Source organism: Sphingomonas sp. SP3, assembly GCF_058514305.1.
This window is the reverse complement of record NZ_JBZSOE010000001.1, coordinates 679,329-701,610: the sequence shown is the minus strand read 5'-3', so window position 1 is coordinate 701,610 and position 22,282 is coordinate 679,329. Positions and strand designations below refer to the sequence as shown.

General features: G+C 63.3%; 22 protein-coding genes and 2 riboswitches. Of the genes, 13 read left to right on the top strand and 9 right to left on the bottom strand.

The window, feature by feature from the left end:
- Window positions 1-59: 59 nt before the first annotated feature.
- The 5 genes from AC4K8G_RS03740 to AC4K8G_RS03720 are packed head-to-tail and all read right to left on the bottom strand — an operon-like array spanning window position 60 to window position 5,036.
- Window positions 60-1,328, bottom strand: a complete 1,269-nt coding sequence (locus tag AC4K8G_RS03740) for a CpaE/TadZ family protein (protein ID WP_491732832.1) — start codon at window positions 1,326-1,328, stop codon at window positions 60-62.
- A complete protein-coding gene (locus tag AC4K8G_RS03735; protein WP_491732831.1) occupies window positions 1,328-1,954 on the bottom strand; it encodes a CpaD family pilus assembly protein in 627 nt (208 codons plus the stop codon). Before AC4K8G_RS03735 ends, AC4K8G_RS03740 begins: the two co-directional genes overlap by 1 nt.
- Window positions 1,955-1,983: 29 nt before the next feature.
- On the bottom strand, window positions 1,984-3,468 hold the full coding sequence (locus AC4K8G_RS03730) for a type II and III secretion system protein family protein (RefSeq protein WP_491732830.1): 1,485 nt from the start codon (window positions 3,466-3,468) through the stop codon (window positions 1,984-1,986).
- A gap of 1 nt (window position 3,469) precedes the next feature.
- Window positions 3,470-4,516: a Flp pilus assembly protein CpaB gene (gene cpaB, locus AC4K8G_RS03725; protein ID WP_491732829.1), complete on the bottom strand. Its 1,047-nt coding sequence runs from the start codon at window positions 4,514-4,516 to the stop codon at window positions 3,470-3,472.
- A gap of 46 nt (window positions 4,517-4,562) precedes the next feature.
- A complete protein-coding gene (locus AC4K8G_RS03720; RefSeq protein WP_491734404.1) occupies window positions 4,563-5,036 on the bottom strand; it encodes an A24 family peptidase in 474 nt (157 codons plus the stop codon).
- Window positions 5,037-5,087: 51 nt separating this feature from the next.
- On the opposite strand from AC4K8G_RS03720, the gene AC4K8G_RS03715 reads away from it, so the two are divergent.
- Complete coding sequence (locus tag AC4K8G_RS03715; protein ID WP_491732828.1) at window positions 5,088-6,182, top strand: NAD(P)/FAD-dependent oxidoreductase; 1,095 nt, start codon at window positions 5,088-5,090, stop codon at window positions 6,180-6,182.
- A 5-nt stretch (window positions 6,183-6,187) separates the two neighbouring features.
- Here AC4K8G_RS03715 and rnhA read toward each other — a convergent pair whose 3' ends face one another.
- Both rnhA and ispH read right to left on the bottom strand, forming a co-directional pair.
- Window positions 6,188-6,646 carry a ribonuclease HI gene (gene rnhA, locus AC4K8G_RS03710; RefSeq protein WP_491732827.1) on the bottom strand — a complete coding sequence of 153 codons (459 nt, stop codon included), beginning with the start codon at window positions 6,644-6,646 and terminating at the stop codon, window positions 6,188-6,190.
- Window position 6,647: 1 nt separating this feature from the next.
- Complete coding sequence (gene ispH, locus AC4K8G_RS03705) at window positions 6,648-7,592, bottom strand: 4-hydroxy-3-methylbut-2-enyl diphosphate reductase (RefSeq protein ID WP_491732826.1); 945 nt, start codon at window positions 7,590-7,592, stop codon at window positions 6,648-6,650.
- Between the two features lie 95 nt (window positions 7,593-7,687).
- Here ispH and AC4K8G_RS03700 point away from each other — a divergent pair, with 95 nt between their 5' ends.
- From AC4K8G_RS03700 to AC4K8G_RS03660, 9 genes are all read left to right on the top strand, one after another.
- Window positions 7,688-8,329 carry a hypothetical protein gene (locus AC4K8G_RS03700; protein ID WP_491732825.1) on the top strand — a complete coding sequence of 214 codons (642 nt, stop codon included), beginning with the start codon at window positions 7,688-7,690 and terminating at the stop codon, window positions 8,327-8,329.
- A 53-nt stretch (window positions 8,330-8,382) separates the two neighbouring features.
- Window positions 8,383-8,473, top strand: a riboswitch (glycine riboswitch).
- Window position 8,474: 1 nt separating this feature from the next.
- Window positions 8,475-8,542: riboswitch (glycine riboswitch) on the top strand.
- 53 nt (window positions 8,543-8,595) lie between these two features.
- Window positions 8,596-9,723, top strand: coding sequence for a glycine cleavage system aminomethyltransferase GcvT (gene gcvT, locus AC4K8G_RS03695; protein ID WP_491732824.1), 1,128 nt, complete (start codon window positions 8,596-8,598; stop codon window positions 9,721-9,723).
- Entirely contained in the window at window positions 9,723-10,094 is a 372-nt protein-coding gene (gene gcvH / locus AC4K8G_RS03690; protein WP_491732823.1) for a glycine cleavage system protein GcvH, read from the top strand. The genes gcvT and gcvH overlap by 1 nt, the downstream gene beginning before the upstream one ends.
- Window positions 10,076-10,840 carry a class I SAM-dependent methyltransferase gene (locus AC4K8G_RS03685; protein ID WP_491732822.1) on the top strand — a complete coding sequence of 255 codons (765 nt, stop codon included), beginning with the start codon at window positions 10,076-10,078 and terminating at the stop codon, window positions 10,838-10,840. Before gcvH ends, AC4K8G_RS03685 begins: the two co-directional genes overlap by 19 nt.
- On the top strand, window positions 10,840-12,198 hold the full coding sequence (gcvPA, locus tag AC4K8G_RS03680) for an aminomethyl-transferring glycine dehydrogenase subunit GcvPA (RefSeq protein ID WP_491732821.1): 1,359 nt from the start codon (window positions 10,840-10,842) through the stop codon (window positions 12,196-12,198). The genes AC4K8G_RS03685 and gcvPA overlap by 1 nt, the downstream gene beginning before the upstream one ends.
- Window positions 12,195-13,763 carry an aminomethyl-transferring glycine dehydrogenase subunit GcvPB gene (gene gcvPB, locus AC4K8G_RS03675; RefSeq protein WP_491732820.1) on the top strand — a complete coding sequence of 523 codons (1,569 nt, stop codon included), beginning with the start codon at window positions 12,195-12,197 and terminating at the stop codon, window positions 13,761-13,763. Before gcvPA ends, gcvPB begins: the two co-directional genes overlap by 4 nt.
- A complete protein-coding gene (locus AC4K8G_RS03670; protein WP_491732819.1) occupies window positions 13,760-14,419 on the top strand; it encodes a DUF938 domain-containing protein in 660 nt (219 codons plus the stop codon). Before gcvPB ends, AC4K8G_RS03670 begins: the two co-directional genes overlap by 4 nt.
- Before the next feature lie 57 nt (window positions 14,420-14,476).
- Entirely contained in the window at window positions 14,477-15,484 is a 1,008-nt protein-coding gene (locus AC4K8G_RS03665) for an aspartyl protease family protein (protein ID WP_491732818.1), read from the top strand.
- A gap of 34 nt (window positions 15,485-15,518) precedes the next feature.
- Complete coding sequence (locus tag AC4K8G_RS03660) at window positions 15,519-16,790, top strand: nucleotide sugar dehydrogenase (RefSeq protein ID WP_491732817.1); 1,272 nt, start codon at window positions 15,519-15,521, stop codon at window positions 16,788-16,790.
- A 123-nt stretch (window positions 16,791-16,913) separates the two neighbouring features.
- On the opposite strand, the gene AC4K8G_RS03655 is transcribed toward AC4K8G_RS03660, so the two are convergent.
- On the bottom strand, window positions 16,914-17,777 hold the full coding sequence (locus AC4K8G_RS03655) for an FkbM family methyltransferase (RefSeq protein WP_491732816.1): 864 nt from the start codon (window positions 17,775-17,777) through the stop codon (window positions 16,914-16,916).
- A 38-nt stretch (window positions 17,778-17,815) separates the two neighbouring features.
- Window positions 17,816-18,706, bottom strand: a complete 891-nt coding sequence (locus AC4K8G_RS03650) for an FkbM family methyltransferase (protein ID WP_491732815.1) — start codon at window positions 18,704-18,706, stop codon at window positions 17,816-17,818.
- A 163-nt stretch (window positions 18,707-18,869) separates the two neighbouring features.
- Between AC4K8G_RS03650 and AC4K8G_RS03645 the strand changes: the two genes are divergently transcribed.
- From AC4K8G_RS03645 to AC4K8G_RS03635, 3 genes are read left to right on the top strand one after another with little or no spacing between them, the layout of a single operon-like run.
- A complete protein-coding gene (locus AC4K8G_RS03645) occupies window positions 18,870-19,892 on the top strand; it encodes an EpsG family protein (protein ID WP_491732814.1) in 1,023 nt (340 codons plus the stop codon).
- A 7-nt stretch (window positions 19,893-19,899) separates the two neighbouring features.
- Entirely contained in the window at window positions 19,900-21,048 is a 1,149-nt protein-coding gene (locus AC4K8G_RS03640) for a glycosyltransferase (protein ID WP_491732813.1), read from the top strand.
- A complete protein-coding gene (locus AC4K8G_RS03635) occupies window positions 21,045-22,277 on the top strand; it encodes a glycosyltransferase (protein ID WP_491732812.1) in 1,233 nt (410 codons plus the stop codon). Before AC4K8G_RS03640 ends, AC4K8G_RS03635 begins: the two co-directional genes overlap by 4 nt.
- The last annotated feature ends 5 nt before the right edge of the window (window positions 22,278-22,282 follow it).

Below are 22,282 nucleotides of genomic sequence, written 5' to 3'. Positions count from 1 at the left end.
CTTCGCCTCTCAAACTGGCCCGACGGCTGGATCGCCGGCGAGCCGAAACTCCAACTCGCTTACGCAGCCTTCTCCTTGGGCTTCGAAAGCATCGACTTCAGGTTGCCGACCAGCGACTTGGCCGCTGCGGCGGGCGCTTTGTCGGTCGCCGCACCTTCCTCGCTCGCGTGGCTCAGCACCACGCCGGACAGCGTATTGAACGGAGCGACCATCTTGCCGCTGGCGACTTCCGCCATAGGCTTGCCGAGTTTCGCGGCCTGGGCCGCGAGCTTGGCGTCGTACGGGAAGACGATATCCACTGCCCGCTCGATCGACTGCTCGAAATCCTTACGGCTGATCTCAAGGGCACCGCCCGAGGGAACGCCGTTGGCGACGACTACGACCTTGGTCTGCGGTGCGTTTGACTTGAGCCAGGCGAGAACGCGAATCGTATCGCGGGTGGCAGCCAGCGTCAGCTCCGCCACGACCACAGCGACATGCGCGTCGTGGACGAGGTGCGGGTGCTGAATGAGCATGTGCCGCGGAAGGTCGAGCACGGTCGATTCAAACGCGTTGCGCATTTCTTCCTGGAGCTGGTGGAAAGCGCTGCCGTCGGTCACCAGCGGCTGGTTGATCGGCGCTTCGGCCGACAGGACCGACAGCCGTTCATTGGCACGAACCATCGCGCGCTCGATGAACAGTCCGTCGATACGGCTTGGATTTTCAATCGCGTCGGTCAGGCCGCGTCCGGGTTCGAGGTCGAGCGCCAGCGCACCCGTTCCGAAATGAATGTCGAGGTCCAAAAGCGCCGTGCTGCGGTGAGCCTTCTCACCAAGCAACCATGCCAGCGAGGTCGCCATCGTGGATGCGCCGACGCCGCCGCGCACGCCGATCACCGCCGCCATCACGTGCGGTTTGTCGGCCTGGGCTTCGCCACGCGGTCCGGACAGGATCATCTGGGCGTGAGCAAAGGTGTCGCGAAGCTGATCGACGGTGAACGGTTTCAGCAGATAATCGTGGATGCCGCTGGCAACGAGGTCGCGGTACAGGCGAACGTCGTTCACCGTGCCGGACGCAATCACGATCGTCCCCGGTTCGCAGACTTCCGCGAGGGCGTTGATATCATTCAGCGGATCCGCAGATTCCGACAAGTCGACGAACAGGATGTTCGGGCTGGCGGAAACCGACAGGGACTGAACGGCATTGCGAAGGCCGCCCTTGTTTACCTTTTCCGGAGACCAGCCGTGCTCGACCGCAACCGGCCGCAGCATGTCGGCGGTCGCTTCGTCGCTGACGAAAGCGGTGAACGGATCGCGCAAACCCGCGCGCGCCTGAAACGGAGCGTTCATCACTTACTTTCCTTCGTGCTGAGAGCTTCCAGACCCTTGGTGCCTGACGGCGGGGTCGTGCGGTAAAGGTTGACCGGCCGGGTCGCGGTACGGGCGTCGGCGACGCCAGTGCCCTCCTGTCCGTGGACGAGGTCCTGCGGATTGGCGACCTGGGCGGCAAGCGCAGCGTTGACGCTGCAGCCGAAATTCGTCGGCGACTGGTTCTGGAAGTTCGGCTGCGAAACGCCGCTCCAGTCCGGGCAGCCGGGAACGGTTGCGGCATTGCGGCTCACCACGATCCGAACGGTGCCGGGCAATGGTTGGCCGGCGGTGATCGGAGCGCCAGGGCTGACAAGCAGGCCGTAATTGCCGGCGACATCCGCCACCTGAGCGCGGGCCGGGCCTCCGTCGAAACCGTCCACGAAGACCGTGTCGCCGTAGCGGACATCGAGCGCGCGGAACCAGGAGTCCAGCCGCGCAGCTTCACCGGGCGCCAGGGCGCCCGAAGGAGCGGCGGCATCGAACACATAATTGGTGGTCGATACGACCGGCACATGGACCGCGGTCATGCCTTCGCGCGGCACGTCGGCCGTGTTGCATGCCGTCAGGCCTGCTCCGAGGGCGACGATCAGAAGTTTGGAACGCATCTTCGCTTCCTTCCTCAAAGGGCCGCAGGTCACAGCTTGAACCCAGGCGCGGCGATCGCGCCACCAGCCGGGACAGTCGTGGTGACCGGCGGAGCCTGCACCGCCGTCGGGTCAACCTTGTTGATGCCTTGGTAAGATTGGCCACCGAGTACCGCGACCGCGTCGTTTGGCATGCGATAGCCGTCGGTCGGCAGTGCGATCTGACCGGAAACCGGACGAACCAGGTAGGGCGTGACGATGATCACCAACTCGGTCTCGTCGCGGCGATAGGCCGTCGAGCGGAACAGGGCGCCAAGGACAGGCAGGTCGCCAAGGAACGGCGCCTTGCTGATGTCATTGGTGTCGTGCTTGCGAAGCAGGCCGGCGATCATGAAGCTCTGGCCGGAACCGAGCTCGACCGTCGTTTCCGCGCGGCGAGTGGTCAGTGCGGGCACGGTGAAGTTGTTGAGCGTGACCGAACCTTCGTTCGACAGCTCGCTGACTTCGGGGCGGACGCGCATCGAGATGCGGCCATCGGCAAGCACGATCGGCGTGAAAGCGAGACCAACGCCGTACTGCTTATATTCGATCGTCACCGCACCGAGCGACTGCGACACCGGGATCGGGAATTCACCGCCGGCCAGGAAGCTTGCGGTTTCACCCGACAGCGCCGTGAGGTTCGGCTCGGCGAGCGTGGTCACCAAGCCATCCTTCTGAAGGAGGTCGAGCGTGCCGAGCAGGTCCGTGCCGAGAATATGGCCGAAGATGCCGAGCGTGGTGCCGCCGACGATATTGTTGAACGTCGCGCCGGTAACGGTGGTCGGCTTGACGCCGGTGATCGGATTGGGCGGACCCTCGACGACGTTGATCTTGCCCGGGTTGCCTTGGCCAATGCCGAAGATGGTGCCCGTGTCGACGTCGCGATTGAGAAGATTGACGCCGATCTGCTTCATGGCGGTGCGGTTCATTTCCGCGATCCGGACCTTGAGCGTCACTTGAAGCGGCGTCGCCGTGCGCAGCCGGTTGACGACGCTAATCCCTTGGCCAACGTAATTCTCGACCAGCTTCTGCGCGACATCCGCGTCATCGGGCGAGCTAACCGTGCCGGTGAGCAGCACGAGGTTGTTCATCGGCGTCGCCTGAACCGACGCTTCGGGCATCGCCAGGCGAAGCATTTCATTGAGCGAGCCGACGTTGTTCGCAACGCGGACGTTGGCGGCATAAACTACGTGACCCGACTTCGAGGTCGCATAGACCGTCGTTTCGCCGGAAGTCTTGCCGAAGACGTACAGTTGGGTCGAAGACCGCACCTGAACGTCGGCAATCGCATCGTTCGCCACGAACACGTCGCTCATCGGCTCGGACAAGCGGACCAAAGTCCCCGTGCCCTGGCTGAGGTTGAGCGTCTCGGACGGCCGTGCCGCCTGACTTTGGGCGGCAGCGGCTGGAGCAGCTGCTCCGACCGTGCCGAGTGCGATGGCGATGGCCGCCACCGCCGTACCCAGGCGCGCCTGGGCGAAGTTGCGAGTTTTCATTTTAGCGAGCTCCCACCGGAACAACGGTGACACTGTTGCCGCGAGCAACACGAACTACCGGACCGGTCGGGGCCGGCGCGGCGCCAGCTCCACCAGCAATGGCTTGACCGATACCCTTGCCGAGACCCGACATCGCCTGCGCGAGTTGCGTTGACGCATCGTTACGGCCCGGGACAGTGCGGCGCTGGAAGCGCGACACGTCGCCACCGGTCGTGAAGGTGGTATTCGAGTCCATCGGACGGTTGGCGATTGCGAGCAGCATCTGCCGCTCCTGCGCCGGATCGGCATTGGCCGGGACCTTGACGTCGCCCGATGCAACCGCACGCTCGAGTTCGGCCGTGTTATCGGCGATCGAGCGGAGCGACAGCGACAGCTGGCCCATGCTCTGCGCGACCGCGATCTTCTCGGCGATGCGCGGAGTCACCTCCATCGTGACGTTGGAGAATGTCTTCACCTCGGTCTTGCCGTCGTCATTCTTGTCCGTCAGCCGCTGGTCGGTCGCGAGGACGCGGACGTTGCGGATGATCGTCTCGGAAACCTTGAGCGCGGCGCCGTCGCCACCACCCTGGACCTGCTGAGTCAGCACGATGTCCACGTGGTCGCCCGGGAACACGAAGCCGGCGACGCCGGTCGCGACGTTCACAGGAACGGTCACGGCGCGCATGCCGGGGCCAAGCGCCGCGGCAAGGAAGCCACGATCGTTCGGGCCTACCAAGGCGCCCCGAGTGACCGGCTGGCCGGCGGTGATATTATAGCGGACAACGGTGCCCATCAGTCTGCGAAGATCGCTGTCGGGGCCGCCTTCCACGTAATAGGCGTCCTGCATCAGTTCCTTGGGCCAAGGCTGATACGCGAAGCTCTCCGCATCGATGATGGTGCCGACGGGCAGGGCCTTCTTGGCGACAAGGACCTTCGGCCCAACGGGAACGGCAGGCGCAGCAGAGGCCTGCTGCGCACCGGCGCCGGCGAACATATTTTTGGCCATGACCGCGGTAACCACCGCAATGACCAGCGCTCCAACGAGCAGCGCTACCTTCTTCACATCCATGGCGCGATCGCCTCCCCTAGACGGGCCTTGAGTACAGCCTCACACATCAGACAAATTGGTTAAGAAAGCGTTGGGTGAGAATCGTCAGACCGCCGAATGCGATCGCGACTCCGTACGGAATCTTGGGGCGTCCCTGGCGATGCTTGGTGCGATGCCAGGCGAGAATGCCCAAGGTCAGAATGCCGCCCGCGAGCGACATGAAGACCAGAAATTTCACGGTGCTAACGGGCGAGAACCACAGGGCGAGCGCTGCCGCGAGCTTGACGTCGCCGCCGCCCATCATGCCGGCGTAGAAGGCGCCAGCCAGAATCGTGAAGACCGCCACCGCCGCGGCCAGCTGCACGGCAATGCCCGGCCACGGCGACAGGGCGATAGACGCCCAATAAGCCGGCGCGAGCAGCGCGACCGTCAGGTTCAGACGGTTCGAAATCGTGAACGTGCGAACGTCGATGACGGCCGCAACGACGAGGATCGCGGCGAGCACGGCGAGCAGGATTTCGGTAAACGTCCCGTTGATCATGGAACGCACCACTAGACGCCGCGCCTTTCGAATTCGTAACCGCGTAGGACGATGAGCGAATCTTTCGACGTTGTGATTGTCGGCGGCGGGATCGCCGGGGCGAGCCTTGGCGCCGAGATTGCCGGTGCCATGCGGACTCTGATCATCGAGGCCGAGGATCATTGCGGCTACCATTCAACCGGTAGGTCGGCCGCCTTCTTTCTGGAGAGCTATGGCGGCCCGCACGTCGCCGAACTCACCATCGCGTCGGGCTCATTCCTTCGGGATCCGCCACCAGATTTCTCGGAGCGGGGTTTCCTTCACAGCCGCGGGGCGATCCATCTTTCCGATGATGATTGGCCCGAGGTTCCCGCGTCGGTCGAGACGGAGCGGCTCGATCGCGGACGGCTTGACCGGCTCGTACCGGGCGTCCGTCCGCGATGGACCAAGGCGCTGCTCGAGCCCGGCTGCGCGGACATCGATGTCGCGGCCCTGCATGCGGCCTGCCTTCGCGCCTTCGGGCGTGCTGGCGGGGAAGTTCGTTGCGGCTCGCGACTGGAACGTGCGTCATTCGATGGCGAACGCTGGTCGGTCGAGCTTGCCGGCGGCGCTGATCTCGACTGCTCGGTCCTGGTCAACGCGGCCGGGGCGTGGGCCGATCCCGTGGCCGAGGCGTGCGGAGTGCAGCCTCTCGGCTTCGCTCCCAAGCGCCGCACGATGGTCCAGCTTCGCGTCGATCGCGCCGGCCTCAAAGACTTGCCGTTGATTGACGACGCTGCGGGGACATTTTATTTTAAGAGCGAAGGCGACGGCAGCATCTGGCTAAGCCCGCACGACGAGATTTCGACCGATCCCTGCGATGCGGCCCCCGACGAGATCGATATCGCGACCGCCATCGACCGATTCGAGAAGGCGGTGGACTGGCCGGTCCAGCGGGTCGAGCGCAGCTGGGCGGGCCTTAGGACATTCGCTCCAGACCGCTTGCCGGTCTACGGCTTCGACAGCCGTTCGCCGGCTTTCTTCTGGTGCACGGGGCAGGGCGGCTTCGGGATCCAGACATCGCCGGCGGCGGCCAAGCTGGCCGCTAGCCTACTCCTAAGGGCAACTCCGGATCAGATGGTTGCCCACATCGATCCCGAGACCTTCGCGCCCGCGCGCTTCGATTGACGAAATCACAGGCGGTGGTGGACGCGCTGCTGGTCAGCCTCGGCGCAGGCCAGCGCGTCGGCCCGGTCGTTTTCGGGATGTCCGCTGTGGCCCTTCACCCAATGCCATTCGATCCGGTGCGGCGCCGATGCTTCGAGCAGCTCCTGCCATAGTTCGGCATTCTTGACCGGCTTCTTATCCGACGTTCGCCAGCCGTTCTGGCGCCATTTGTGGACCCACCGCGTGATTCCGTCGCGAACATAGATGCTGTCGGTATGAAGCTCGACGCGGCAGGGGCGTTTCAGCGCTTCCAGGCCTCGAATAGCAGCGACAAGCTCCATGCGGTTGTTGGTCGTTAGCGGTTCGCCGCCGGCGATCTCCCGTTCCTTCTCGCCCATGCGCAGGATGACGCCCCAGCCGCCGGGGCCTGGATTCCCGCGGCACGCGCCGTCCGTATAGATTTCGACCAGCGGCAGCTCCGTCACGTCAGCCGACGAGCTCGCGCGGGAGCTTGAAGATCATCCGCTCCGGGGTGTGATCGGCGATCTCTTCCGTGACCTCGAACCGCTCGGCGAGAGCCTCGAGCACTTCGCGCACCAGCACCTCGGGCGCTGACGCCCCAGCCGTGACCCCGACCGTTCGAGGCTCGCCCAACCACTTCCAATCGATGTTGCTGGCCCGCTCAATCAGCCGCGATGGCACGCCGAGGCGTTCGGCGACTTCAGCCAGCCGCAGGGAGTTGCTGCTGTTCGGCGCGCCAATCACCAGCATTCGGTCGCATTCCGGCGCAATCGCCTTGACCGCGGCCTGGCGATTGGAAGTCGCGTAACAAATGTCTTCGCTGCGCGGTGCGCGGATTGCGGGGAAGCGGTTCTTCAGTGCTTCGACGATGGCAGCGGTGTCGTCGACGGACAGCGTGGTCTGGGTGAGGAAGGCGAGATCTGCGCCTGTTGGCACATCGACCGACAGTGCGTCCTCAACCGTTTCCACTAGCGTGATCGAACCCGCCGGGACTTGGCCGAACGTCCCGATCACCTCCGGGTGGCCGGCGTGGCCGATGAACAGGATGTGGCGATTCTCTTCGATCAGCCGCTCAGCCTGGCGATGAACCTTCGACACGAGCGGGCAAGTCGCGTCGACATAGGTAAGGCCGCGGCTTTGAGCAGCAGTCGGGACTGATTTGGGGACTCCATGCGCCGAAAATACCACAGGGCGATCGTCGGGCACCTCATCGAGCTCGTCGACAAAGACAGCGCCGAGGCTCTTCAGCCGTTCGACCACGAACCGATTGTGGACGATTTCATGGCGCACATAGACCGGCCGCCCGAAGCGTTCGAGCGCGAGCTCGACGATCTGGATTGCCCGATCGACGCCGGCGCAGAAACCTCGCGGGGCCGCGATTAATACTCGAAGAGGGGGTCGGTTCAGCATGCAGACAGGGGACATAAGCCTTCGCTTGCAGCCGTAGAAGGCCCTACCTATGAACGCGCTGATTAAATCCCCGGACTTCTAAGGATCGCCCCAACGTGAAGCTTCGCCTCGCTGCCCTGCTTTCAATGACTTTGCTCAGCGCGTGCCGCCATGCCGGCGACGTTACGTCCGATAACGGCGGCGGCATTTATGCCGTGCGGAGCTCGTGCCCGATTGCAGGGGTGCCTGCGGGGACTGGCGACATAACGTTGTTCAACCCTGAGGGCAGCACCGATTCCCGGGCGATCGACGTGACCGCCGCGATCACTGACGTTCGCGCCGTTTGCCAGGATTCCGGGAACGACGTCGTTTCGACCATTACCTTCACCGTGGTGGCACTTCGTCGCGACGCCGGCCCGGCGCGCCAGGTGGTCCTGCCTTATTTCGACGTCGCGCTTCGCGGCGGCACTGAGGTCGCCGCCAAGCAGGTCGGCTCCGCCTCTGTCGTGTTCAACGCCGGTGACCTTCATGCCTGGACCAGGGTCCAGGCCACCGTCCGCGTCAATCGCGGCGCGGCGACGTTGCCTGCGAATGTTCGCGATATCCTGACTCGCCCGCGCAAGGCCGGTGAAGCCGAGGCCGCGATCGACCCCTTGTCCGATCCTGCCGTTCGCAAATCGGTGGCCGACGCAACCTTCGAACATCTCGTGGGCTTCCAGCTGACCACGGATCAGCTCAAGTATAACGCCACGCGTTGACTCAGGTCTAAGGCGCCGCCAAGGCATGCGCGTCGCCGGAAGCGCAGCTTCCGGAAGGCCGCACGGGAGAGTTCGTCCTAGCGACGGCGCCGAAGGAGCAACCGCCCCCGGAATCTCTCAGGCAAAATGGACCGCGCGCGCCTGACAGTCTGGAAAGTGTCCGCAACTGCGGGCCGCCGAAGGGGCAAAGCTCTCAGGCGCAGCGACAGACGGGGGCGATGGCTGGGCCGCAAGGGCGCAGGCATCGCTTTGTCGCGGAGAGCTTAATGAGTCAGGACGGCCAGAATTCTGAAACCCTCGACAAGCTGCCGCTTGATGAGTGGCACCGCGCGCACGGCGGCCGGATGGTCCCGTTCGCGGGCTATGAGATGCCGGTCCAGTACGAAGGCATCATGGCCGAGCATCTGTGGACCCGTGAAAACGCGGGCCTGTTCGACGTTAGCCACATGGGTCAGTTGCTGATCCACGGTCGAGAGACCGATGCGGCGCTCGAACGGCTGATGCCGGGCGACTTCCGCGCCGCGAAGGACATGAAGCCCAAATATTCGCTTCTGCTCGACGACGACGGCGGGATCATCGACGATCTGATGGCCACGCGCCGGGGCGACGATTTCTACGTCGTGGTCAACGGCGCGACCAAGCATGGCGACATCGAAGTCATGCGGAGCCGGCTGCCGGGCGAAGTCCAGGTCGATTACATGAAGGAGCAAGCGCTGCTCGCGCTCCAGGGCCCGCGCGCTGTCGACGTGCTCGAAACGATCGTCCCGGGCGTGTCCGAACTAGGCTTCATGCAGGGCGGACCGTTCAACTGGCAGGGGCGGAGCCTGTGGATCAGCCGGTCAGGCTACACGGGCGAAGACGGCTTCGAAATTTCGGTCCCGGGCAATTCAGTCGCCGCGCTCGCCGATGCGATCCTCGCCGATCCGCTCGCCAAGCCGATCGGCCTTGGCGCCCGTGACTCGCTGCGACTGGAGGCGGGGCTGCCGCTTTACGGTCACGATCTCGACCGCGGCACGACGCCGGTTATGGCCGACCTCAATTTCGCCATCAACAAGCGCCGCCGCGCCGAGGGAGGGTTCGCGGGCGCGATGCGGATCCTCGCCGAGCTGGAGAATGGCGCACCACAAAAGCGTGTCGGGTTCGAGGTCGACGGCCGCCAACCGGTTCGTGAGGGTGCGCTGATTCTCGACGGCGAGGGCAATGAGCTGGGCAAGATTACCAGCGGCGGCTTCTCGCCCTCGCTGCAACGCCCGATCGCCATGGGCTATGTCGCAACCCCATTCGCCGAGGTCGGTACCGCCCTCAAGCTCGAGCAGCGGGGCAAGCTGTTCGACGCGCAGGTCACCGCCATGCCGTTCGTCCCCCACCGCTACCACCGCAAGGGAGCCGCCTGATGAGTTTGTATTTCACCAAGGAACATGAATGGATCCGGGTCGAGGGCAACACCGCGACCGTGGGCATTTCGGACCACGCGCAGGAAGCGCTCGGCGACATCGTCTTTGCCGAGGTACCGGACGCCGGCCGAACCGTCGCCAAAGGTCAGGAAGCGGCGGTCGTCGAATCGGTGAAGGCGGCTTCGGACGTCTATGCACCGGTCTCGGGCGAGGTCATCGAAGGCAATCAGGCTGTCGCCGAGGATCCCGCGCTGGTGAACAGTGACCCGGAAGGGGCGGGCTGGTTCTTCAGGCTCAAGCTTGCGAACCCGTCGGAACTTGAAGGCTTGATGGACGAGGCTGCCTATCGCGAGTGGCTCAAGACCCTTTGAGCCAGACCATCGCCTCGACCAGCAAATGGGATCCCGCGGATTATGCCAAGGTCGGTGCCTTCGTCGCCGAGCTGGGCGGTGCCGCGCTCGAGCTGCTCGACCCCCAGCCGGGCGAGCATATCCTCGATGTCGGCTGCGGCGACGGGACGCTGACGGAAAAGATCGTCGAGCGGGGAGCGTCGGTCGTTGGGATCGACAATTCGGTCGAGATGATCGGCGCTGCGCGGGCCAAGGGCATCGATGCGCGTTTTATGGACGCGGCCGAGCTCAAGTTTGGCGAAGCTTTCGATGCCGCTTTTTCCAATGCAACGCTTCACTGGGTGCTCGATAAAGAACGCGCGGCGCGCGCGATCTGGTTCGCGTTGAAACCGGGCGGGCGGTTCGTCGGGGAGATGGGCGGCGAAGGTAATCTCCTCACACTTCGCGAGGCACTCGATGAAGAACTCGTCATTCGCGGCTACGTCCCGCCGGTCGAAGCGGGCAATTGGTACCCGTCTCCCCAAGACTTTGCCGCAGTCTATGAAGCTGCAGGCTTCTCCGAAATCGATGCGCGGCTAATCGAGCGTCCAACGCCGCTAAATCATGGAATTGCCGCTTGGGTCACCACCTTCCGCAAAGGTTGGCTCGACCGAGCCGGAGTTCCAGAAGATGAGCGCGCCGAAATTGGAACCGCGGTTGCAGGCCGGTTCGGCAGCGACATCGCCGATTACGTCCGCCTTCGCTTCATCATGAGAAAGCCCGACTGATGCGTTACTTGCCCCTGTCCGAAGCCGATCGCAGCGAGATGCTGCGGGTGATCGGTGCGGGATCGATCGACGACCTGTTCCGTGACGTGCCTGATGAGCTTCGCCTGAAAGACCCGATCGCCGGCCTTCCGATGCACGCATCGGAAATGGCGGTGGAGCGGCACATGGGTGCGCTCTCGCGGCAGAGCATGGTCGCCGGCGACGTGCCGTTCTTCCTCGGCTGCGGCGCCTACAAGCATCATATCCCCGCAAGCGTCGACCACATCATTCAGCGTGGCGAGTTCCTGACCAGCTACACGCCCTACCAGCCCGAAATCGCCCAGGGCACGCTTCAGATGATGTTCGAGTTCCAGACGCAGGTTGCCCGCCTGTTCGGCTGCGAAGTCGCCAACGCGTCGATGTACGACGGCTCGACCGCGATGTGGGAAGCGATCCTGATGGCTCACCGCATCAGTCGGCGGAACAAGACGGTCGTCTCTTCCGGCGTCCATCCCCATTACGTCAGTGTCGCGACGACGATGGCCAAGTTCACCGGCGACCAGCTCGACACCGCGGTGCCGACGCTCGATGCGACCAGCGACATCGAACGGTTGCTGGCAAAGATCGATGGCGAGACTAGCGCGGTGGTCGTTCAATATCCTGATATTCTCGGCCGGATCACCGACCTGACGCCGATTGCGGACGCTGCGCACGCCGCCGGGGCGCTGCTGATCGCGGTGGTTACCGAACCGGTCGCGCTCGGCATGATCCGTTCGCCCGGTGAAATGGGTGCGGACATTGTCGTCGGCGAAGGGCAGAGCATCGGCGTCGGCCTTCAGTTCGGCGGTCCCTATGTCGGGCTGTTCGCCTGCCGTGAAAAGCACGTGCGGCAGATGCCCGGGCGGCTCGCGGGCGAAACCGTCGACGCAGAAGGCAAGCGCGGTTTCGTGCTCACCCTATCGACCCGCGAGCAGCATATCCGCCGCGAAAAGGCGACCTCGAACATCTGCACCAGCTCGGTGCTTTGCGCCTTGGCGTTCACTGCCCACTTGACCCTGCTCGGCGAAAAGGGGCTGCGCCAGCTCGCTTCATTGAATCACGCGCGCGCGTGCGAGGTCGCCAGGCGACTGTCGGCTATTCCGGGCGTCGAGTTGGTCAACGAGACCTTCTTCAACGAATTCACGGTGCAGCTTCCCGTGGAGGCGCGGCCTGCGGTCCATGCGATGGTGGCGAAGGACATTCTTGGCGGCGTGTCGCTCGGCCGGCTTTACCCCGGCGCGGACGCGCTTGAGCGCGGCTTGGTAATCGCGGTTACGGAAACGGTTAGCGACGAAGACATCGCCGCACTGGAATCCGCGCTGAAGGAGGTCGTGCGATGACCGTCAATCCGTCAGGCTGGCGGCCGTCCGCGCCCGCCAACGAGCAAGGCGAAGGCGTGACCGCGACCGGTAACCGGGCACTGATGCTCGAGGAACCCTTGCTGTTCGAGATCGGAAGCATCGATCAGACCGGCGTCGACTTTGCCAAGGTGCCGGCGTTTGAATCGCGCATCGGTGATTTGGCGCGCAATCGGCCGATCGGCCTTCCGGGCCTCTCCGAGCCGGAAACCGTCCGTCACTACACCCGGCTATCGCGCCAGAATTACGCGATCGATCTTGGCCTGTTCCCGCTCGGGTCGTGCACGATGAAGCACAATCCGCGCTTGAACGAGAAGGTCGCGCGGATGCCGGGGTTTGCGGACGTCCACCCGTTGCAGCCGCAGGAGACTGTGCAGGGCGCGCTCCAGGTAATCGACGAGCTCGCCCATTGGCTTCTCGAGCTTACCGGCATGCATAGCATCGCGATGAGCCCGAAGGCAGGTGCGCATGGCGAATTGTGCGGCCTTTTGTGCATCCGTGCTGCGCTCGAGGCGCGCGGTGACGTTCGCCAAGTCGTTCTCGTTCCTGAAAGCGCGCACGGCACCAACCCGGCGACGGCGGCCTTTGCCGGCTATGCAGTCGAGAATATCCCCGCCAACGCGGCAGGCCGCGTCGATCTTGACGCCTTGAAGTCACGGCTCGGCCCAGACGTCGCCGCGGTGATGATCACCAACCCAAACACGTGCGGCCTGTTTGAGCCGGACATGAAGACGATCAGCGACGCGGTCCATGCTGCGGGGGCGTTCGTCTATTGCGACGGCGCGAACTTCAACGCCATCGTCGGCAAGGTCCGGCCCGGCGATCTCGGCATCGATGCGATGCACATCAACCTCCACAAAACCTTCTCCACGCCGCACGGCGGCGGCGGTCCGGGATCCGGTCCCGTCGTCCTTTCGGAAGCGCTCGCGCCATTCGGACCTTTGCCCTTCGTCACTCGGTCCAGCGAAGGCGGATTCAAGCTGGTCGAGGAGGAGAATGCAGGGGAGGACCACCCCCACGCGTTCGGCCGCATGGTCGCCTTCCACGGCCAGATGGGCATGTTTACCCGCGCGCTGACCTACATCCTGAGCCACGGCGCGGATGGGCTGAAGCAGGTCGCCGACGATGCCGTGCTGAATGCGAATTACATCCTGCGCAGTCTCGGAGATGTGCTCGACGCTCCGTTCGCGAAGAGCGGACCTTGCATGCACGAGGCGATCTTCTCGGATCGTGGGTTCGCCGAAGGGATTTCCACGCTCGACCTCGCCAAGGCGCTGATCGACGAAGGCTTCCATCCGATGACGATGTACTTCCCGCTGGTTGTGCACGGAGCGATGCTGGTCGAGCCGACCGAGACTGAGTCGAAGGCGAGCCTCGATGAATTCATCATGGCGCTTCGTTCGGTGGCCGAGCGGGCGAAAGCAGGCGACCAAACGCTCAAGGCCTCGCCTGTTTACGCGCCACGCCGCCGCCTCGATGAAACGCTGGCAGCGAGGAAGCCGGTGCTGACCTATCGCGAAGTTGCACCAGCCGAAGCGGCCGAGTGACCGACGACCGGCGTTTCTACGAGGCGCCGGCGGCCGGCGCTGTGCGTTCGGCCCCAGCGGCGCTCCGCAATCGGGAGCCGATCGGTGAGGTGCTCGAGGATTGGCTGCCCAACAGCGGCCTCGTGCTCGAAATCGCCTCCGGAACCGGCGAGCACGCGATATATTTCGCCGAGCGCTTTCGGGAACTGCAATGGCAGCCGACGGACCTGCACCCGGAAGCGCTAGATTCCATCTCGGCGCGCGTCGAAGGCGCGGCACTAGCGAACGTGCGGAAGCCCATTCGACTCGATGCTTCGCTGGCTAACTGGCCCGTCACGCATGCGGATGCGGTCCTCAGCATCAACATGGTGCACATCAGCCCGTGGGCATCGGCGCTCGGCCTGATCGAGGGCGCGGGAAGGATACTGGCGCCGGACGGAAGGCTGATCCTGTACGGCCCTTGGCTCAAAGACGATATCGAAACGGCGCCGAGCAACCTCGATTTCGACGCCAGCCTGAAGAGTCGCGACCCCTCCTGGGGCCTGAGACGGGTTGAGGATTTCGCGGAGGCGGCCGCGCAACGCGGCTTTGTCCTCGCTGAAGTGCGCACGATGCCCGCCAACAATCTGATGCTTCGCTTCGACCGGCCGAACGCGCAACGATTCGACCAACGGTAGCGAACGGCATTTGCTCGCGCTGTCCGCTGCGCGTAAACTTGTGACCGGAGGTGTCCGATGGTGCGCAATGTGCTGATTGGGCTTGGCGTTTTGGCGATCGGGACCGTGGCGGCCGCCGATGTGCCGATGACTCATCTGGAGCCGGTTTCCGGCGTGCCGGAAGTGGATCGCACCACCCAGACTGAGGACGTGCGCTTCAGAAACGAGCTTTACGACCGGATGACGGTTCCGGTCACGGTTCAAGGAACCGGGCCCTACCGCTTCCTGGTCGACACCGGCGCCGACCGGACGGCTATCTCCCGCGACATCGCCAATCGACTCAAACTCTCTGCCGGCGCAGACGCGTCGCTCCACAGCGTGGCCGGCGTTTCAACCGTGACCACGGCCAATGTCTCCGACCTTCAATTGACCCGAAGGGCCGTGAATGTTGCTGACGCGCCCGTGCTCGAGAGCAGCAACATGGGCGCCGATGGTATCTTGGGCGTGGACTCCCTGCGCTCGCAGCGGATTGTGTTCGACTTCGCAGGCAAGACGATGTCGATCGTCCCATCGGCAACGCGCGAGGCCACCAACGACGGGGATTCAATCGTCATCTCGGCCTCGCGGCGCAACGGCCGACTCGTTGTGACCGAGGCCAATATCAATGGCCGAGTCCTCACGGTTGTTCTCGATACCGGGGCCCAAATCAGCATCGGTAACGAGGCTCTGCGCCGGCAATTGCTCGGCAAGAGGGTCTCGAGAGACGCGCAAACCGTTGAGCTTCAGTCCGTTACCGGCGCAAAAATCACCGGTCAGTACGTATTTGTGCCTGAATTGAGCATGGGCGGCGTAACCCTTAACAACCTCGCGATCGTCTTCGCCGACGCCCACACCTTCAAGCAGCTTGGCCTCAACGACCGTCCGTCGCTGCTTCTCGGCATGAACGCGATGCGCGCTTTCAAGAAGGTCTCGATCGACTTCGCCAACCGCAAGTTCCGCGTGGTGCTGCCGGAACATAGCGCGCTCGACATGCAGATGGCGGGCCGCATGACGCCGATCCCGCCGCAGGTCGCTCGCGGCCTCTAGCCCAGCCGCCGAAGCGACTCTATCAGCCGTTTCGGTGAGCGCTTCCCCTAGCATTGTTGTTGTTGGCCTTGGCTACGTTGGGCTCCCGCTGGCGATCGCGCTCGCGCGCCAGTTCCCGACGGTCGGCTTCGACATCGATAAAGGCCGCGTCGAGGCCCTGCGGAGTGGCCGCGATGACACCAATGAACTGTCCGCCGAGCAGCTAAGCGCGTCGGAGCTAAGGCTGACCACCGATCCGACCGACTGTCACGGCGCGGACGTCTACATCGTTACCGTCCCGACTCCCGTCGATGCTGATCGTAAGCCTGACCTGACCGCGGTCCTGGCAGCGACCCGGACCATCGCTGGCCTCATTGACCCCGCTAAGCGGCCGACCATCGTCTACGAAAGTACCGTCTACCCCGGCGTGACGGAGGACATCTGCGGACCGGAGATCGAGCGACTGACGGGCCTCAAGCGCGGTCGCGATTTCCGCGTCGGTTATTCCCCCGAACGGATCAATCCCGGCGATCGCAAGCACACCATCGACCAGATCACGAAGGTCATCGCCGGCGAGGATGAGGAAGTGCTCGATCAGTTGGCCGAGATCTATGGGGCGGTCACCTCGGGCGGTGTCTTCCGCGCTGCGTCGATCAAAACAGCGGAAGCTGCCAAGGCGATCGAAAACGCGCAGCGCGACGTCAACATCGCCTTCATTAATGAGGTCACGCAGATCTTCTCGAAGATCGACGTATCGATCTGGGATGTGCTCGCTGCCGCCCGAACCAAGTGGAACTTCCTGCCGTTCGAGCCGGGTCTCGTTGGCGGGCACTGCATCGGTGTCGATCCCTATTATTTGAGCCATTTAGCGGAGAGTCTTGGCCATCATCCGCAGGTCATCCTGGCCGGCCGTGAGACCAATGACGCGATGGGGGACTGGATCGCCGATACGTTGCATGAGCGGCGTAAACATAAGGCCGGGCGGGCACTCGTCCTCGGCCTGACCTTCAAGGAGAATGTGCCGGACCTCCGCAACAGCCGCAGCTTCGACCTGATCCAGCGACTGAAAGCGCTGGGGCATGAGGTCGATGTCGCGGACCCGCTGGCCTCAGCCGAGGAGCTTGATCGCGATCATGGGCTGCGCAGTGCGGACTTCCTGGGCGGTAGCTACGACCTGGTGATCGGCGCCGTGGGCCACGAGGCCTATCGCAACCTGGACGATGCCCAACTGGAGGGCTTGGTCGCTCCCGGTGGCACCTTGGCGGACATCAAGGGCATGTGGCGCAACCGTGAGCTTGACCCGGCCGTCGATCGATGGACGCTATAGGCCGCTTATGAAGGGCTTCCTCAACCGAAACGGACCTCTGTTCTTTTTGTTCGGGATTCTTCTGGCGCCCACGGTCTTCTGGCTTTTGATCAACTTCGTGTTCTCGCGAAGCTAAATCCCGGCTCAGAATGTCCTGCCTGCAATTTCGATTTTCGGGGCCTCCTTGAGCCTCCGCGCCACGAATTTTGGATCCTTGATGAACAAGGTGTTGTGGCGGTCGGGCCGGCCCGTCTTGGTCAGTTCACGCGTCACTGGATCGTAGTCGTAGGCCTCGAACCCGAACTCTCGCATCGAGTCGACGAAGGCGGCGTTGCGATACTCGATTGGCGTTTCGAGCGTCACCGCTTTCAGCTTCTTGTTGCTGAACAGCTTGTGCGCTCCTTCGACGACTTCGCGTTCGTGCCCCTCGACGTCGACCTTTACGAAAAGCGGACCTTCGTCGGCGTAGCTGTCGAGCGTCCTGCACTGCACCTCGGTCCCGGCGTCGGACACCCTGTTCAGAGCATTCTCACCGGTAGTGAAGCGCACCGTTCCTTCGTGGTTCGAGGCTGCGCATTGCTCGATACGTACCATGTCCTCGATGCCGTTCAGCCGTAGGTTATCGAGTAGCTGACTGATCGTCTCGGCGGCCGGCTCGAACGCCACTACCCGCGCGCCGCACACCTTCGCCGCGATCACGGAATAGGAGCCGACGTTCGCGCCCACGTCGAAAAACAGATCGCCCGGGCGGAGGAGGTGTGCGCAAAACAACATGTCCCGCGGCTCGTCGAGGAACATGTACGCATCGCCCGTGACCCCTCGCATGCCAGCGCCAACGATAAGTCTCGACGAGCCAATCCAGGGGTGGACTGTCGCCTCGCCGCTCAGGCGCCACGCGAGTTGGAAGCGCGCGAAGCGTGCAAAGCCGGCGATCACATGATCCCGCGTGAGCGGATTCATCCTGAAATGGCGGTGGAGGCCGGCAAAGACCTTCGGTAGGTTTTTCATCAGTGCGCCAATAGGTCCTTAAGCGGTCGGCGTCAGGCCTAAACAGTCGTGGCCCGGAGGATCAGCCCAGCCTTCGATTGAGGAACAGCCAGAATCGCGTCGTAGAAGCGGGGTTCCGGATGGGTCATTTCGGTTAGCCTGGGCTCCATCCCGCTCTTGAGCACGAAGAGCAGGCGGCCAAGGGCGTCCCTTTGTGGGCTGGTGCGGACAGCTTCAGCGAAAACGTAACCCGGTAGCGCCGATCGAATTTCATCGAACGGCACCACGCCCGTATCGGTCCCGTCGAATTCGAGGACGATAATCGGCTGGTGCGCACCGATCGTCCGGGATAGCCCGCGGAGCACCTGCGGCTCGAAACCCTCTACGTCGATCTTCAGGAAATCGATCGAGCCGATCTCATGCTCGTCGAAATAAGCATCGCCCACGACGACGGGCAGGATCGCCGATGGCGTGGACTCATGGTGCGCGAAGCCGCTGGCGCCCAAATTGCCGCTAGTGTTCGCGTAAAAGGGAAGGCTGCCCGCGACTTCGCCTAGCGCAACCGAGTGAACCCTGATGTTCCGAATGCCGTTCAGGCGGATGTTCTCGGTCAGCCGGTCGACCGCGACTGGGTTGGGCTCGAAGCACTCGACCGTCTCGAAGTTCCTGCTCAGGTAAATGGCGTGGTTGCCGATGTTCGCGCCAATGTCGACCATCGTTCGCCCGTGAGGCAGGAAGCGGCGCAGAAAGCGGAGCAGGCGACGCTCGAAAATGCCTTCGGCAAAGATGTAGCCGTCGATCAGCTCGGGCGGGTGCAAGCGGAACGACAGGCCATCATCACCGCGATGGACGAAGGGCTGGCTTTTCTGCCGCCATCTCTTCCATCGTGTCCGGGCGATCTGCTGACCGACCAGATACGCAGCAACATCATACGCGTTGCGCAACTTCATGTGTGCAATCCTGGAATGATTATCTGAGTCGCACGATCTCACAGTTGCGGCGCTTTGTCCCGGCCCGGACGCTAGACTGCCCGTACCGACGAACCTATGACGCGCCAAGGAGCCTGCTGCTTCCGGGAAACTGACGACCTTGTACCCGTACTGGCTCCTCTTCATGTACTTCGCGCTCGGTGCCTTTTGGGCGTCCAGCGCCACCGAAACTGGCCGTACGCCGGCCCGCGCTCTTTTTGTGGCCGGCCTGCTCGCCGCCACGTTACTAATCGGGCTGCGCTATCGAGTGGGCGGGGATTGGTTCTCCTACCTCGGCTACTTCAAGATGATGCGCTTCGACACCTTCACGTCGGCCCTTTCGCGCGGTGACCCGGCGTATCAAGCGGTCAACTTTGCAGCCTACAAGCTTGGGGGCGGCATCTGGCTAGTAAACCTATTCTGTGGCGCCGTGCTCATGTGGGGCCTGGGCCGGTTTGCGATCACCCAGCGCAATCCGTGGCTCGTCCTCCTGGTGGCGGTGCCATATCTGATCAATGTCGTGGCCATGGGCTACACGCGACAGTCGGTGGCGATTGGTCTAGTTCTGGCCGGCCTCGCCTCCGTCATCCGGGGCAAGGGGCTCCTGACATTCACCGTCTACGTTCTTATCGCCGGGCTCTTCCACCGGACGGCAATCTGCGTCCTGCCGCTCGTCGTGCTGGTCTCCACGCGATACCGGCTGTTCAATATCGTTGCCGTGGCGATCGCGACCTGGGTCCTGTTCAATTTCCTGCTTTCCGATGAGCTGAACAGGTTCGTCACGGGCTATATCGCTACACGATATGCCTCCCAGGGCGCGGGGGTTCGGGTGGCGATGACCGTGCTGGCCGGCGTCTTGTTCCTGCTCGGAAGCAGGAGGTTCGGCTTCGACGAACGCCAGTGGCGGATCTGGCTGAACTTCTCACTCGCCTCGATCGCGGCGCTGATTTTCTTGATTTACTCGCCCTCATCGACGGCGGTCGACCGGATGGCGCTCTATCTCTTCCCGCTGCAGCTCACGATCCTGCCGCAGGTTCCATATGTTTATGCGCGCAAGGGCCTCGGAACGATCCTTGTGGTCCTTTACTCTGCGCTGATCCAGTTCGTGTGGCTCAATTTCGCAACCTACGCGATGTGGTTTGTGCCTTATCGCTTCTACCCGTTTTGATCGCCTGATGGCGCGGATACTGTTCATTTTGTCGAAGATCGAGGCGGTCGGCGGGACCGAGCGGATTGTGCTCAATCTGGCCAAAAATTTATCCCGGTCTCATGATGTGCATCTCGCCTGCTTCAGCTTGGAGGAGGCGGTCGCTACGCCGGCGAACGTGCAGCTGCATGTGCTGGGCGATCCTCCGCATCGCTCGCTGGCAACGCGCTGGCTTACCTATGTTGAGCAAGCGCGACGGCTACGGGCGCTTAAGCGAGCCATTCGGCCCGGTGCAAGCATCAGCAATCTGTGGCGGGCCGACCTGATCAACATCCTGTCACGGACGAGCGAACCAAAGCTTACAATTTTGCATGCCGGCGTCAGCGGTACGGCCAACCGGTTGCTCAGGCGATTTCGGTGGCTGGCTGTGCGTGTCTACCAAGGTTTCAAGACGGTAGTTGCGGTTAGCCCGACCATCGCCGAGGAGGCGCACAGTTTCTACCGCGTGCCGCCTGAGCGCGTCCGGCTCATTCCCAACAGTGTGGACATCCCTGCGAAAGTGCACGCGAAGAACGAATTCGATCTCGTGTGGTGCGGCCGATTTACGGAGGACAAGAACCCGTTTGGCGCGGTCGCGATATTCACGGAGCTGCTTGGGGAGCAAGCTGACCTGCGCATCGCGATGATCGGCGACGGACAATTGCATGGCGCAGCAGTCGCTAAGGCTGGTGCTTTGGCGAGCAAGCAAGTCACCGCGGGACGAATTGCCTTTCTCGGTGCCATCCAGAATGCGGCGTCGGAAATCGGCAAGGCGCGGCTGCTGGTGTCCACGTCGGTGACCGAATCTTTTGGCCTCGTCATCCTTGAGGCCATGGCACAAGGCGTGCCGGTAGCGGCGGCCGACAGTGGCAGCGGAGGCCCGCATGAACTGCTCGCCGCGCAAATGGCGCATGACCCAGAGCGTTGTAGCGCAGAGCGGACTTCCGCCGGCTACCTTCTACCCGTGCCTTTGCCGGGAACGGCCACGGTCGATCTTTGGGTAGAGACAATATTGGAAGTCCTGATGAACCCCATACTGATGAGCGACCTCAAGCAGGGAGCGCTCAGGCGCGCCGTCGATTTCTCTCCCGCGCAAATCGACCGCAGTTGGGACGCGCTGTTGGACGAACTGATTTGAAGATCTTGTACCTCAGCCACAATGGCATTGCCGACCATATCGGCCAATCGCAGATCGCGCCCTACCTGCTTGGACTCGCCAAGCTAGGGCACGACATTCATCTGGTCAGCCTCGAAAAGCCGGGGAAGGATACGGTTCTTGCCCAGTATCAGGCGGCGTTCGATGCAGCGGGCGTTCGTTGGACCCGGCTCCGCTATCACCGCTTTCCGCCCCTGGCCGCGCAGTTATTCGACACGCTGAACCTCCGCCGCACCGCGGTCGCTATCGCGCGTCGCGAGCGGCCCGACGTGGTCCATTGCCGCAGCTATCTGCCGATCGAGGCGGGCGTGGCGGTGAAGCGCGCGACCGGCGCAAAGCTGCTGATCGACTTCCGCCACTTCTACAATGAAGGGGGGATGAAGAATTCGCGCTTCCCCTTCGTCTTCCGCGCCTTGAAGAAGCGCGAGCCCTATTATTTCGCCAACGCGGACCATGTCGTCGCGCTGACCCGGAAGGCGACCGCCATTCTGAACGACTGGTATCCCTCCGGAGAGGGCCTCGCCCGGTTCAGTGTCATCCCATGTTGCGCGGATTTCACGATGTTCGATCCCGACATAGTGCGCAAAGCGGACGCTGCGGCGGCGCGCAAGCAGCTGGGGATCGGCAAGCATGATTTCGTGCTGCTCTACCTCGGCACGATCAGCACCGAATATCTGATCGACGAGATGTTCGACTTGTTCACCGAGCTTTTGAAGCGGCGGCCCGACGCCCGCTTCCTGTTCCTGTGCAACAACGGCGCCGAGGCCGTGAAGGAGGCCGCGCGGCGCAAAGGCGTCCCCGCCGACCGGGTAATCGCTATCGGCGTTCCGCGCGACCAGGTGCCTCACTATCTCGCCATCTCGTCAATGTCGGTGATGTTTTTCCAACCGGGGCTGAACCTCGCCGGTTGCTTCCCGACCAAGCTTTCCGAGGTTTTCGCATTCAATATCCCGGTGATCGCCAATGCCGGGATCGGCGACCTCGGCGAGCTCCTCGACCTTAAGCGCAATTGCTCCGTCGCGGTGACGAGCTTCACCTCGGCCGCACTGGGCAAGGCGATCGACGACGTGCTCAAATGCAGCGCCGCCCGTGGCGACGAGATTCGGGACAATAGCCGGGCCTTCGACCTGCCAGCCGGGGTGGCTGAATATGACCGGATTTATCGCAAGCTTGGGTCGTCGCGGCTTCCTAGCGGCAAGCCAGTCGGGTAAGCGGC